The sequence below is a fragment of the Mesorhizobium sp. WSM4848 genome, assembly GCF_055811375.1.
This window is the reverse complement of sequence record NZ_JBVVPX010000003.1, coordinates 15814-29032: the sequence shown is the minus strand read 5'-3', so window position 1 is coordinate 29032 and position 13219 is coordinate 15814. Positions and strand designations below refer to the sequence as shown.

10 protein-coding genes are annotated in these 13219 nt (G+C 63.7%); 4 read left to right on the top strand and 6 right to left on the bottom strand.

Going from position 1 to position 13219, the window contains the following annotated elements:
• The first annotated feature begins 53 nt into the window (after window positions 1–53).
• On the top strand, window positions 54–1217 hold the full coding sequence (locus tag AC0L16_RS04220; RefSeq protein ID WP_473619184.1) for a mandelate racemase/muconate lactonizing enzyme family protein: 1164 nt from the start codon (window positions 54–56) through the stop codon (window positions 1215–1217).
• Between the two features lie 23 nt (window positions 1218–1240).
• Window positions 1241–1990: a ribonuclease activity regulator RraA gene (locus tag AC0L16_RS04215; RefSeq protein ID WP_473619183.1), complete on the top strand. Its 750-nt coding sequence runs from the start codon at window positions 1241–1243 to the stop codon at window positions 1988–1990.
• 128 nt (window positions 1991–2118) lie between these two features.
• On the opposite strand, the gene fdhF is transcribed toward AC0L16_RS04215, so the two are convergent.
• The 4 genes from fdhF to AC0L16_RS04195 form a co-directional block, all read right to left on the bottom strand.
• Entirely contained in the window at window positions 2119–4908 is a 2790-nt protein-coding gene (fdhF, locus tag AC0L16_RS04210; RefSeq protein WP_473619182.1) for a formate dehydrogenase subunit alpha, read from the bottom strand.
• Between the two features lies 1 nt (window position 4909).
• Window positions 4910–6583: an NADH-ubiquinone oxidoreductase-F iron-sulfur binding region domain-containing protein gene (locus AC0L16_RS04205; protein ID WP_473619181.1), complete on the bottom strand. Its 1674-nt coding sequence runs from the start codon at window positions 6581–6583 to the stop codon at window positions 4910–4912.
• Window positions 6584–6790: 207 nt separating this feature from the next.
• Window positions 6791–7030: a sulfurtransferase TusA family protein gene (locus AC0L16_RS04200; protein WP_473619180.1), complete on the bottom strand. Its 240-nt coding sequence runs from the start codon at window positions 7028–7030 to the stop codon at window positions 6791–6793.
• A 128-nt stretch (window positions 7031–7158) separates the two neighbouring features.
• The gene (locus tag AC0L16_RS04195; protein WP_473619179.1) at window positions 7159–8415 is read right to left on the bottom strand and encodes a molybdopterin molybdotransferase MoeA; all 1257 of its coding nucleotides are present in this window, start codon (window positions 8413–8415) and stop codon (window positions 7159–7161) included.
• A gap of 179 nt (window positions 8416–8594) precedes the next feature.
• Between AC0L16_RS04195 and fdhD the strand changes: the two genes are divergently transcribed.
• Both fdhD and mobA read left to right on the top strand, forming a co-directional pair.
• Window positions 8595–9485 (top strand): formate dehydrogenase accessory sulfurtransferase FdhD, encoded by an 891-nt coding sequence (gene fdhD, locus AC0L16_RS04190; protein WP_077373679.1) that lies wholly within the window; start codon window positions 8595–8597, stop codon window positions 9483–9485.
• The gene (gene mobA, locus AC0L16_RS04185) at window positions 9475–10122 is read left to right on the top strand and encodes a molybdenum cofactor guanylyltransferase MobA (protein ID WP_473619177.1); all 648 of its coding nucleotides are present in this window, start codon (window positions 9475–9477) and stop codon (window positions 10120–10122) included. Before fdhD ends, mobA begins: the two co-directional genes overlap by 11 nt.
• A gap of 11 nt (window positions 10123–10133) precedes the next feature.
• Here the strand turns inward: mobA and AC0L16_RS04180 are convergent, their stop codons facing one another.
• Both AC0L16_RS04180 and AC0L16_RS04175 read right to left on the bottom strand, forming a co-directional pair.
• Window positions 10134–12080: a molybdopterin biosynthesis protein gene (locus tag AC0L16_RS04180; protein ID WP_473619176.1), complete on the bottom strand. Its 1947-nt coding sequence runs from the start codon at window positions 12078–12080 to the stop codon at window positions 10134–10136.
• Window positions 12081–12087: 7 nt separating this feature from the next.
• Window positions 12088–13218, bottom strand: coding sequence for a molybdopterin-binding protein (locus AC0L16_RS04175; RefSeq protein WP_473619175.1), 1131 nt, complete (start codon window positions 13216–13218; stop codon window positions 12088–12090).
• Window position 13219 lies beyond the last annotated feature (1 nt).

The window sequence follows — 13219 nt, the reverse complement described above, 5'->3', positions numbered from 1 at the left end:
GAGACAGGGGGCCAACCGAGACTGGGGCGGATGCGTTTGAAACGTGGGCGTGGATGACTACGAAGCTTAAGATCACCGCGATCAAGCCCTATCCAGTGTGGGTAGGAACGCGCAACCAGATGCTCGTCAAGGTCGAGACCGACCAGGGCGTCTTCGGCTGGGGCGAGAGCGGCTTGAGTGGTCGCGAGAAGGCGGTGGCCGGCGCGGTCGAGCACTATCGCGAGTTTCTCATCGGCCGCGACCCGATGCAGATTGGCCGGATCTGGCAGGAGGTTTATCGCAGCCAGTACTTCGAAGGCGGACGTGTTCTGCAGGCGGCGATTTCCGCCATCGACATCGCCCTTCACGACATCAAGGGCAAGGCGCTGGGAGTGCCGGTCTACGAGTTGCTGGGCGGCAAGCAGCGCTACCGCATCCCCACCTTCGCCTCGACCGGAGACGAGGCCGAAGGTGACGCTGCCATTGAACGAGCCCGCGAGCTGCGCGCGCAGGGGTGGCAGGCGATCCGCTTCTTCCCCGCCGGGCAAAACAGCAGCGACATCTTCGAGCCGCGCGCGTCGATCGGCGCTACCGCGAGCATGCTTAACAGGGCGCGCGAGGCGCTGGGCGACGACGTCGTCCTCGGCATCGACTATCATCATCGGCTGTCGGTGGCCGAGGCGGCGAGCTTCTGCAACAAGCTCGGCCGCGGCGTGCTTGATTTCATCGAGGAGCCGATACGGGACGAGACGCCGGAGGCCTACGAATCGCTGCGCACGATGACCGACATCCCCTTTGCCATCGGCGAGGAGTTTTCCAGCAAGTGGCAGTTCCTGCCCTACATCGAGCGCGGCATTCATCAGTTCAACCGGCTCGATGTTTGCAATGTCGGCGGGCTTACCGAGGCGATGAAAATCGCTGGCTGGAGCGAGGCGCACTATGTGGACCTGATGCCGCACAATCCGCTTGGGCCGGTGTGCACGGCCGCGACCGTGCATCTCGCCGCCGCGGTACCCAACTTCGCGTGGCTCGAGACCAGGGAACCCGAAACAAAACTGGGCTTCGACAATTCCGACTTCTTCCCCGTGCAACCACGGCTCGACGGGACCGACTATCCGGTCGGCGATCTGCCGGGGCTCGGCGTCGAGGTCAACGAGGCGGCGATCCAGGCGGCGCGCTTCCGGTTTTGGGAAGCGCCTCACCTTAAGCGCCGCGACGGTTCGGTTACGAACTGGTAATTGCCTTTCAACCGGAGTCCACCATGACACACGCTCCCGATATCACGCGGCCGCCAAAACACCTGATCGACGCGCTAAGCGGGATCGGCGCCGCGACGGTTGCCGGCACGCTTGGCCACATGGGTTTTCGCAATCCGCACGTGGTCGGACCGGTGGCGCAGAACCACGGCAAGTCAATCGTCGGGCCGGCGCTGACACTGCAGTTCATGCCACAGCGGCCGGACCTGTTCACCGAGGGAGAATACGCCGATCCGGAGACGCAGCTGCATCGGCACGTGCTTTATCACGCACAGGAGGGCGATGTAGTCGTGGTCGACGCGCGCGGCGACATGAGCTCGGGCGTCTTCGGCGATATGATGTCGACCTATTTCAAAGGCAGGGGCGGCGCCGGCATCGTCATCGATGGATGCATGCGCGACCGGCCCAATGTTGAAAAGCTCGATCTGCCTCTATGGCTGCGCGGCTGGACGCCGAATTATCATGTGCAGACCAGCATCTATCCCAATGCCGTCAACGTTCCGATTGCCTGCGGCGGTGTCACGGTGATCCCCGGCGACATCATCGTCGCCGATGACGACGGGGTGGTGGTGCTTCCCGTCGCAATGGCCGCAAAGGTGATCGAAGAATCACAGAAGCATCACGATTGGGAAGAGTTCTCGCGAGTGAAGCTAATGGAGGGCGGGCCGTTGCAACGCTACTATCCGCTGCATGACGATGCCCGCGGTGAGTACGAGGAGTGGCGCAAAACAAAGCGCTTGGAGACCCCCAGTTAGGGCATGGATTACCCGTGGCGGACGGCAGCCGGCAACCGCTCGCCTGATGAAGCTCCTGGCCACGCGCCTGCGGGCCGCGACCAATGGCACGTCCAGCCGCCGGGGCGTGCAGATGGCGCGGTACTGGTTTATTCGGCAGCTTCGGCCTTCGCCGCCGGCGCAATTCGCGCGGCGCAGTATTTGAACTCCGGGATCTTGCCGTAGGGGTCCAGCATCGGATTGGTGAGCATGTTGGCCGGACTTTCGTTGAAGCAGAACGGCATGAACACCGTGCCGTCGGCGACCTCCCGGTCGGCGCGGAGGATGGCGTCTACTGTCCCGCGCCGGGTCTCGACCGCAATCATCTCCCCTTGGCGCAGGCCGTGCCGCTTGATCTCATAAGGGTTCATCGCAGCGATGCCTTGCGGCTCGATCGCGTCCAGCACGCCCGCCCGGCGGGTCATGGAGCCGGTGTGCCAATGCTCGAGCAGGCGGCCGGTGGTGAGCACCAGTGGAAACTCTTCATCGGGCACTTCGTCAGGCGGCAGCAAATCGGCCGGCACGATGCGGCCGCGTCCGTCCGCGGTCGGGAATCCGGACGAGAAGATGATCTCGTTGCCGGGCTTGTCGGGGCCGTCGGCCGGATAGATCACCGAACCTTCGCGCTCGATGCGGTCCCAGGAGATATGCTTCAAGGACGGCATCACGGCCGCCATTTCCGCATAGACCTCGGAGACATGGTTATAGTTCCAGTCGAGGCCGATGCGACGAGCGAGATCGACAATCAGTTCCCAGTCCTGACGCGCTTCGCCTGGCAGTTCGAGTGCTGGACGCCCAATCTGCACCTGCCGGTTGGTGTTGGTGTATGTGCCGAGCTTTTCGGCATGCGCTGAGGCTGGCAGCACCACATCTGCGTGCCAGGCGGTCTCGGTCAGGAAGATGTCCTGCACCACGAGATGGTCGAGCATGGCGAGCGCTTGCCGGGCATGGGTTTGGTCCGGATCGGACATGGCCGGGTTCTCGCCCAATATGTACATGCCCTTGATTTCGCCTTCATGGATGGCGTCGATGATTTCGACGACCGTCAGGCCCCGTTTCGGGTCGAGCGTCTGGCCCCAAAAGTTCTCGTATGCGCCGCGGATGTCGATGTTCTCGACCGATTTATAGTCGGGGAAATACATCGGGATGAGCCCGGCATCGGATGCGCCCTGCACGTTGTTCTGGCCGCGCAGTGGGTGCAGGCCTGTTCCCGGCCGGCCGACATGTCCGGTGATCAGCGCCAGAGCGATAAGGCAGCGCGCATTATCGGTTCCGTGTGTGTGCTGGGAAATGCCCATGCCCCAAAAGATGATCGACCGCTCGGCGGTCGCGTAGGTGCGGGCGACGTCGCGCAGCACGCTCGCCTCGACGCCGCAGACCTCGGCCATCGCCTCGGGCGAAAAATCCTTCACCTTGGCCTTCAGAGCCTCGAATCCGGAAGCGTTGGCCTGGATATACTGCTCGTCGTAGAGCTTTTCCTCGACAATGACGTGGATCAGCGCGTTCAGCATGGCGACGTCGCTGCCAGCCTTGAATCGCAGCGAATGCGACGCATGGCGCATCAGGTCCTGGCCGCGCGGGTCCATGACGATCAGCTTGGCGCCGCGCTTGGCCGCCTGCTTGAAATAGGTCGCGGCGACCGGATGGTTGGTGGTCGGCCGTGCGCCGATGACGATGATGCATTCGGCCTTCAGCGCGTCGTTGAAGGGCGCCGAAACCGCACCCGAACCGACGCCTTCCATCAGCGCCGCCACCGAAGATGCGTGGCAAAGCCGCGTGCAATGGTCGACATTGTTGGTGCCGAAACCCTGGCGCACCAGCTTCTGGAACAGATAGGCCTCTTCGTTGGAGCCTTTTGCCGAACCGAAACCAGCCAGCGCCTGCCCGCCATGATCCCTGAGGATTGTCTTCAGCCCGCCGGCGGCGCGCGCAAGCGCTTCTTCCCAGCTAGCCTCGCGAAACACGGTCAGCGGATCGACGCCGCGCATATCGGCATCGCCCGACTTCGGCGCATCGTCGCGCCGGATCAGCGGTTTGGTCAGCCGTTCAGGCGACATCGCATAATCGAAGCCGAACCGGCCCTTGACGCAGAGCCGGTTCTCGTTGGCATAGCCATTGCGGCCATCGACCAGAACTATTCTGTTGTCCTTGACCGCAACGCTGGTCTGGCAACCGACGCCACAGAACGGGCATAGCGTGTCGACGACCTTGTCGAACTGCTGGATGACCCGGGTCTTGCCTGGGCTATCCATCAGCGACTTTTCGTAGAGCGCGCCGGTCGGGCAGGCCTGCACGCATTCACCGCAGGTGACACAGGTCGACAGGCCCATCGGATCGTGCATGTCGAAGACGGGAAGCGAGTGATTGCCGCGCTCGGCCATGCCGATCACATCGTTGACCTGGACCTCGCGGCAGGCCCGCACACAGGCGCCGCAAGTGATGCAGGCATCGAGATTGACCGCAATGGCGGGATTCGTGATGTCGAATTCCGGCCGGACATCGTCCGTGGCGAATTTTGAGCTGTAGCGACTGCCGGAAATGCCCATCGAACCAGCCCACTGCCAGAACATCGACTGCTGATCCGGACCGTCGGCCGCCGGCCGCATGTTGCTGGCGAGCAACTCGAACACCATCTGGCGCGATTTCTTGGCCCGTTCGGTATTCGTCTTCACCACCATTCCGGCGGAAGGCTTGCGGATGCAGGACGCAGCCAGCACCCGCTCGCCCTCGACATCGACCATGCACGCGCGGCAATTGCCGTCTGGTCGATAGCCGGGCATGTCGACATGGCACAGATGCGGAATCCTGGTGCCTTCGCGCTTTGCAACGTCCCAGATCGTCTCGTCGTCAGCGGCTGTGACCGTTTTGCCGTCGAGGGTGAATATGACGCCATCTGCCATTTCAAAAATCATCCCTAAAATGCGTCAAAAGGTGATTGACCGGATTGGGCGCCGCCTGGCCGAGACCGCAAATGGAGGAATCGCGCATCACTGTTTCAAGGTCGCGCATCGCCGTCTCATTCGGCACGCCCTCCTCTTTCAAGAGCGTTACCAGCTTTTCGGTTCCTTCCCGGCACGGCGTGCATTTCCCGCAACTCTCATGTTTGAAGAAATTCATGAGATTGAGGGTCACATCCCTGATGTTGTCGGCTTGTGAAAGCACGACCACCGCATGTGAGCCGACAAAGGCGCCCTGTTTGGCGAGTTCGCCCCCGAAATCGAGTTCAATGTCGCCCATCGACGCCGGCAGGATGCCGCCCGAGGCTCCACCTGGCAGATAGGCCTTGAATTCATGCCCGTCTGCCATGCCGCCGCAATAATCCTCGATCAATTCGCGCACGGTGACGCCGGCCGGGGCCAGCTTGACGCCCGGCTCCTTCACATGTCCGGAAACCGACCAGGAGCGAATTCCCTGATGGCCGGGCTTGCCCTGCGCGGCGAACCATTCGGGCCCCTTCTCGACGATATCGCGAATCCACCACAGCGTCTCGACATTGTGGTTGAGTGTCGGGCGTCCGAAAAGTCCGACTTCGGCAATATAGGGGGGCCGGTGGCGGGGCATGCCGCGCTTGCCCTCGATGCTTTCCAGCATCGCGCTTTCCTCGCCGCAAATATAGGCGCCGGCGCCGCGCCGCAGTTCGATGAAACCGGGCTTGACGATGCCGGCTGCCTGGAGCGCCGCGATCTCGGCGCGCAAAATGGCGAGCACGGCCGGGTATTCGTCGCGCATGTAGAAATAGATACGCTCGGCCTCCACCGCATGGGCGGCGATCAGCGCCCCTTCCAAGGTACGATGCGGATCGCCTTCAAGATAGACGCGGTCCTTGAAAGTGCCGGGCTCGCCTTCGTCGCCATTGATCGACATCAGCCGCGGCCCTGGATAGCCGCGCACGAAGCCCCATTTCTTGCCGGCCGGAAAGCCGGCGCCGCCGAGACCGCGCAGACCGGCGTGCTCCATGGTGTCGATGATAGCGTCAATGCCGGCCTCGCCCGCCTTCACCTTCCGGAAAAGCTGATAGCCGCCAGCGGCCCGATAGGCATCCAGGCCAACATAATCGGGCACGACAACTTTCGTATCGCCAGAGCGAGCCAGATCGATGAGGATGTGGCTGCTGGCATGGTCGACCTCGCGGTCGCCGACGCGCGCGGCAGGGGCGGTGGCGCAGCGGCCCATGCAGGGAGCACGCATGACGCGGACTGTCTTCGGGTCGGCCTTGGCGGCCAGTTCCCCAATCAGGTCCTCGGCGCCCGCCAGCATGCAGCTTATCGATTCGCACACCCGGATTGTCAGCGGCGCGGGTCTCGCCTCGCCTTCCCTGACGATATCGAAATGGTCGTAGAAGGTCGCGACCTCGTAAACCTCCACCTGGGACAGGCGCATGTCTTCGGCAAGCGCGCGCAGATGCGCGGCCGACAGACAGCCGTAGCGGTCCTGGATCAGATGCAGGAATTCGATCAACAGATCCCGGCGCCGTTCGCGATGGCCAAGAAGTTCCCGGACCTCGGCCAAGGCAACATCATCCAGCGCCCGCCCTTTGGGTCCGCGATCGGGAGATCGCCGTTGCTGCATTGTCATGCTCTCTCCTCCCGGATCCTTCGCCTGAGGAAGGCGGCTCCCGCCACCAATGTGGTTGTGAGCCGCCTTCAGCCCGGCGCACCTTGGATCAAGGACTTGGCACACAAAACGACTTGGCACACAATTGAACCAAAGGCCGGTCTGGCAATTTTAGCATGGCCGGGGCGCCGCGACAGAACTGATCTGCGCCCTGATTTGTCGCACCGCCTATACCGCGGCAGCTTGCGCCTTCTCGATCAAGAAAACGATGTGGTCTCCCTGCCGTTGCATCGCCTCCAGGCGGTCGCCCATTTCGTTGATCAGATTGGGAATGTCTATGGCTGCCAGCGGATCGGTGCAACGGACCTCAAGGCGCTCGCCTGGCCTTATGCTGCTGAGCGCCTTGCGGGTTTTCAGCGCCGGCAAGGGGCATTTCAATCCCGTGAGATCGAGCTGTCTCGTTGTCATGGTGGCGCACCATGGCGGACCGCTTACCGGTCGTCAACGGCCACCGCCTTAGGGGTACCGCAAGTGAGAGCGGCCAGGCGTCGCACCGCATTTTGGCAGACTGCGTGCCGCCGGCTCGACGGCGTTCGTCAATTCAGGTCCGAATAGGCAAGGAACTGAACGGTCTGGCCCGGCTCGACCTCGGCTATTTCCTCGCCGAGTTCGACAAGGCCGTCGGTTTGAACCAAAGAAGACAGCATGCCAGCGCCCTCGCGCGGGAATTTGACGGCTTCATATGTGCCGTCCTGCGTCCCACGCAGGCTTACCCGCACATATTCGCGTCGCCCCGGCTTTTTGCGGTAGGAAAAGGCGGCCCGCACCGGCCGCGAAATTGGTGGCTGCTGCCGTGCGCCGGCCAGTGTAAGGATCGCAGCGCGCGCAATATGGGCGAAAGTGACGAAGCTCGCCACCGGATTGCCGGGCAGCCCAATGAAGGCTGTTCCCCTGATCACCCCCATGGCGACCGGCCGACCGGGTTTTATGGCCACCCGCCAGAAGACCAGGGTTCCCACACTCTCGACGGCCGCCTTGACGCAGTCGGCCTCCCCGGTCGAGACCCCGCCGGACGCCAGGATCAGGTCCTGTCCTGGCGCAGCCTCACTCAGCACATCCGCGATCAGGCTGCTGTCGTCGATCAGAATGCCCAAATCGGTGGTCTCGCAGCCCAATCTTGCGAGCATGGCCATCAGCATGAAACGGTTCGAATCGAAAAGCTGGGCCGGTCCCCGGACATTTCCCGGCGCGACGATCTCGTTGCCGGTCGAGAAGATCGCGACGCGAATTTTGCGCCGCACGTCGACCTGCGTCCTGCCGAGAGCCGCGGCGAGCGCAACATCCTGCGGGCGCATGCGCTGGCCGGCCTGCAGGGCCACCTTGCCTGCTGCGACGTCCTCGCCCGCCGGCCGCACGTTGGCTCCTCTTTTCAGGCCGGGCGGAAGAACGACCCTGCCGCTATCGTCGACACGGACATCTTCCTGCATGTAAACCGTGTCTGCCCCCTCCGGCAGCGGAGCGCCGGTGAAGATGCGTATGGCTTGTCCGGGCGCGGCAGGCCGATCCGGCGCCACCCCAGCCTGGATCCTGCCGCTCACGGGCAAGGCTTTTTCAACGGTTTCCGGCAGGTCGTCGCCGCGCAGTGCATAGCCGTCGACGGCTGAGTTGGTGAAAGGCGGCAGGGGCAGCGGCGCCACTAAATCTCTCGCCAGGACGCGCCCATCGGCAACCGCCAGCTGGACGGTTTCGGTCTCGTCGACGACGGTCAGTCGTGAAGCAATCAGTGCGGCAGTATCATCGAGCGATCGCATCGGGCCGCCGAAAGCGAAGCAGTCATCTGAAAGTTGCGCCATCGAGCCTTCAGCCTCATGGATCTGGCCGAACCGGCAGCTCGGCGCCATCCGGCAAGCCCAGTCTGCGCTTGCAGGCGCTTTGTCGACCTGCCTTCGTTTGAACAGGCTATATAGTGGACGTCAAGCCGAAGGGAACGCATCCACTCTGGCGAGCGGGATTGCAATTTCAAGAGAGTGCCATGCAACAGATGAAAACCCGACCAGACCCCGACATCATCATGCCGAGCCCGGATGACATCCGATTGACCGAACAGGTCAGCGGCATCGATCATACGGGCGCCGCTATTCAAATCCGCGTCCCCGTTGAACGCCCGCTGACGCTCTATCTGAATGCCCAGGAGATCGTCACAATGATGACGATCGGCGACTACCCCGAATATCTGGCGCTGGGCTACCTGCTCAATCAGAACATGCTCAAATCCGACGACGTCGTAACCGAAGTCGAATATGACGACGACGTGCAGGTCGTGGTCGTTCGTACCGAGCGCAACACCAATTACGAGCAGAAGCTTAGGAAACGGACGCAAACCTCAGGCTGCGCGCAGGGGACGGCTTTCGGCGATCTTCTCGAGGCGCTCGATATCACTCTGCCGCCAGCCGCACTGCACACCTCCTGGCTTTACCAAATGACCCGCACGATCAACACGACGCCGTCGCTCTATCTTGAAGCGGGCGCGATTCATGGCTGCGTGCTTTGCAAGGAAGGCACGCCGATCTGCTACATGGAGGACGTCGGGCGCCACAATGCCGTCGACAAGATCGCCGGCTGGATGTATCGCCAGGGCATCGATCCGGCCGACAAGATCCTTTACACGACGGGCAGGCTGACGTCTGAAATGACGATCAAGACGGTTCGAATGGGCATTCCGATCCTCGTCTCGCGCTCGGGTTTCACCGCCTGGGGCGTGGATTTGGCGCGTCAGGCCGGCCTGACGCTCGTCGGTCGGGCGCGCGGCAAGCGGTTCGCCGTGCTGTCGGGCGAGGATCGCATCGTCTTCGACCAGGACCTCGCTTCCGTCGACGAGGAAGCACCGCGTCACAGACGCAAGGGAGCTGCCGATGGCGAATGAGCCGATGGCGAATGAGAAGGTGCCGACCCTGGGCGTCGTTCTCGCCGGGGGGCTCGCCCGGCGCATGGGCGGTGGCGACAAATCCATGCGTCAGATCGACGGAACCACGATCCTCGATCGTGTCCTCGAGCGCCTCGGCCCGCAATGCGACGGTCTCTTGCTGAACGCCAATGGCGACCCTGCCCGCTTCGACCGCTTTCGCCTTCCAGTCGTCGCCGACCCGGTCGAAAACTATCCGGGGCCGCTTGCCGGCGTGCTTGCGGGCCTCGACTGGACAGCGGCGAACAGGCCCGATGTCGAATGGATCGTCAGCGTCGCAGCCGACTGTCCTTTCATGCCGCGCGACCTCGTCGAACGGCTGCATCGGGCGCGCATGGAGAAAGCTGCGGATTTGGCGGTGGCGATGTCAGCGGGTCGGACGCATCCTGTCATCGGACTCTGGCAAGTGGCGATGCGCGATGCGTTACGCCACGCACTCGTCGACGAGGGCGTTCGCAAGATCGACCTGTGGACGGCTCGCTACCAGGTTGCCACCGCGTCCTGGCCGGACAAGCCGGTAGACCCCTTCTTCAATGTCAACACGGTCACAGATTTTGCCGAGGCCGAACGGCTCGTTTGGCAGCTTACCGACCCTTAGCCCCGGATATCTCACACTTGGCCGGGTCGGGTAAAACCCATGCGCTCGACCCCCTCGTTGAATTCAGGCGAAGCGAGCGCGGCAAGGAAGGCCTGCACCGCGGGTCGCTCCTTGCGGGCAGAGATCAGCGCGAAATCATAATGCTCTTCCTTCAGCGCAATGAAACCGAGCCCGGCTGAGCGCGCCACCGGCGCAATGGTGACGCCCCAGTCCGCTCGGTTCTGTGCGACGGCCGCCGCGACGGCATTGTGCGAGCGGGGCTGGTTCCAATATCCGTCGGGACGCGCCGCACCAAGCAGTTGGTCGATCAGGATGCGCGTACCCGAGCCCTGGTTGCGGTTGACCATCATGCAATTGGGATCGGCGAGTGCGGCTCGCACCGCCTCCTCCGGGTCGGTCCCCTGGAAGCGAACGTCGCCCGGGCGGTAGACGATGCCCTGCATGCGTCGCCACCCCTGCACGAGTTCGAGGCCGTCGCTCAGGAACGGCGCATTGTAGCTTTGCGTCTTGGTGTCGAAGAGGTGGATGGGCGCGATATCGCACTCGCCCCGCTTGGCCGCGGCCAGGCCGCCCAGGCTGCCGACCGCGATAGACCGCACCGTCAGGCCGGCGCGAAACAGAATACCCACGACAAGATCCAGGCCGGTGCAGTTGCTGCCGATCACCACGAGATCGGGAACACGCACGTGCGGTGTGAACAGCGTCACCGACGCCTCGCTTCCGGCAGGCATATTGTCGGCTAAAGCTTCGATGCTGATGAAGCCGTCCGCCTGGGCAAAGGACGTTATCGCCCCCGAGCCCTTGCCGGTGGGATAGGCGACCAGCCCCTGCTCACCCTCGACCAGCGATACCATCACGAACTCCGTGCGGCCGAGTTCGGACTGAATGCGCAACGGAACCTTTGCCGCGAGCTTCGCTTCGGTCCGAGGCGGCAGGCCCGCCATGCGGCGCAGCACAGGTACGATCATGTCGTGGAAAGTGAACATGGCCGAAGTCGGGAATCCCGGCAGCACGACGACCGGCTTGCCGTCGCAAACAGCGAGACAAAGCGGCTTTCCCGGCTTCAGCGCCACGCCATGGGCAACGATGCCGGGCGCGCCGAGACGGTTCACGATGCGGTGGCTGACATCACCCGCGCCCTTGGACGTCCCACCCGACAGTATCAGCACGTCATGCGCCGCTAGCGCCTCGCGCATGGCGGCTTCCAGCGTGGCTTCGTCATCCGGATAGGCGCCGAGAAAGCTCGCCTCGCCGCCATTTTCAGCTATCGCGGCGCTGACGATTGCGCCATTGGCGTCGTAAATGCCGGCGGGTCGCAGGGTGTCGCCCGGTTGGACAAGTTCGTCGCCGGTCGACAAAACCGCCACCCGCAGCTTGCGCGCCACCGTCACCAGCGCAACTCCGCAGGCGGCAAGCATGCCGATTTCACGCGAGCCGATCACCGTTCCGGCGCGCAGCAGAACCTCACCGCGGGCAATATCGGATCCGGCATGCGAGATGAACTGGCCGGGCGAGACTCCGCGCCTGACCTCGATGGCTTCGCCTTCGGCCGGTTGTGTGTGCTCCACCATGACGATGGCATCGGCGCCGCGCGGCACGGGCCCGCCCGTCGAGATCGAGGTGGCAGTGCCTGCGAGCACAGGGATTTGCGGGGCGACGCCGCAGGCGATCGTTTCGCGGTTGAGCAGGAGCCTGGCAGGAAGCGCCTCCGACGCGGTGGCGATGTCGGCGGCGCGCACGGCAAAACCATCGACGTTCGAACGGTCGAAGGGCGGCACGTCGATCGGAGCCGTGACATCACTGGCAAGCGCCAGCCCAAGCGCATCCGCCAGCATCAGTTCTTCGGTCGGGATCGTCCTGGGAAATAGCGCGGCCTCGAAACGGGCGAGCGCCTCGTCGCGCGACAGGACCGTCAGGAACTGCTCCTGGCCGGTATCTTGGCGGGTGGATCTGGTCATCACCGACTCATCTGGGATCGTCGAACACAAAGGCGCCGACAGCTGTTCCCGCGGCACAGCCCTCACTGCCGCCTGGAATGGCAAGCCATGCATCCGCCAGGCGGATCGCCTCCAGCGAAAAATCGCCGATCGCAAGCGGCCGCCATCTGTCTTGTTCCTGCTTCAGGAGGACGATCTCGGCCAGTCCGACCGTGGAGGAGATTTTTCGCTCCAGCGCCAGGACCGTCTGTCGCCGGGCGCTCCTGCCCGACAGGCGATCGATAGCCGGCTGAACAAGCGCCAGAAAGGCTCCAAAGGCCTGATCGGGCGCGGCGGGCAGAGCAATGATCGGGACCGCGTCGAGCCGGCCGATCGCCGCGGTTCGGCCGGGCTGTAGCGCTATGTTGTGGGCAATAAGCGCCCCACGCGCAGCAAGCGCGTCGGCTGTAGCGTCGGCGCGCCCCGCACCAGTGCCTCCAATCAGGATGATCAAATCGCCGGCTGCCTTGCCAAGTGCCTGGGCGACGGATCTGGCGTCGCGCGTAACCGTTTCGATATCGAACACCGTCGCGCCAGAGGCTCTTGCGAGGTCGGCGATAAGATGGCCCGTGGAAGTATCGCTCGCCGGGGCGGCGACATCGATCAGGCGCACCTGCGGCGCCCGCACCGCAATTTCACCAATCCCGACACTCCGCACGGTCAGGAGGTCCGCGGCTGACAGCCTGTGCCCTGCAAGAATGAGCGGTCGGCCCGCCTCCATGTCCTCGCCAGCGCGTCGCACGCCCTGGCCCGGTGCTGCTTCCTCGAGTGCTTGGGGCATCGGGCCGCTGCAATCGATGAGATCGGCGTCGAGAACGCAATCGCATCCCGCCGGCATGGCGCCGCCTGCCTCTACCCAGACCGGAATTGCCATTAGCGGCAGCGGCGAATAGGCGGACGCACCGGCAAGATCGAGCGCGCGGCACGCCCAGCCGTCTGTCTTTGCCGTGTCGCGGATGGGCTGCGCGTGTGCCAGGGGCGGCATGGCGGCGCCGATCTTCCCAAGCGTCTGGTCAAGCGGCAAAAGAGTGGGCGCGACCGGCTCCACTCCGTCGAGGAGTGCGGCGAGAGCCGCTTCGAGACCGGTCAGCGCGCCGACGGAAGGCTGCATTCTCATCATG